Annotated in this window: 1 pseudogene; it reads left to right on the top strand. The window is 57.4% G+C overall.

Annotation, left to right across the window (positions count from 1 at the left end):
• Positions 1–246 (top strand): annotated as a pseudogene (locus X744_RS139575) (PepSY domain-containing protein); the annotation flags it as partial.
• Between the last annotated feature and the right edge of the window lie 59 nt (positions 247–305).

The raw sequence follows: 305 nt of genomic DNA, 5'->3' as shown, positions 1-305 counted from the left end.
ATTACGGGAGCGACAACGCCGGCGGTGAAGACCGACAACACTGCCAACGCCGCCGCTCTTGTCCCCGGCGCAAACAGCTTCACCGAATCCCAGGCCAAGAGCCGGATCGAGAATGCGGGATATTCGAACGTATCGAAGCTGACCAAGGACGATCAGGGCATCTGGCGTGGCCAAGCGGCCAAGGGAGGCGAAAACCTAAACGTCGGGCTCGACTACCAGGGCAACATCGTTGCCGCAAGCAAGTGAGCGTGGATCAGGAGAAATCACATGAAGACGGTAACTGGACTGTTCGACAATTATGACGA

Source organism: Mesorhizobium sp. LNHC252B00, assembly GCF_000502955.1.
Taxonomy (GTDB): domain Bacteria; phylum Pseudomonadota; class Alphaproteobacteria; order Rhizobiales; family Rhizobiaceae; genus Mesorhizobium.
The sequence above is the reverse complement of the archived record's forward strand: the minus strand, read 5'-3'. Positions and strand labels throughout refer to the sequence as shown.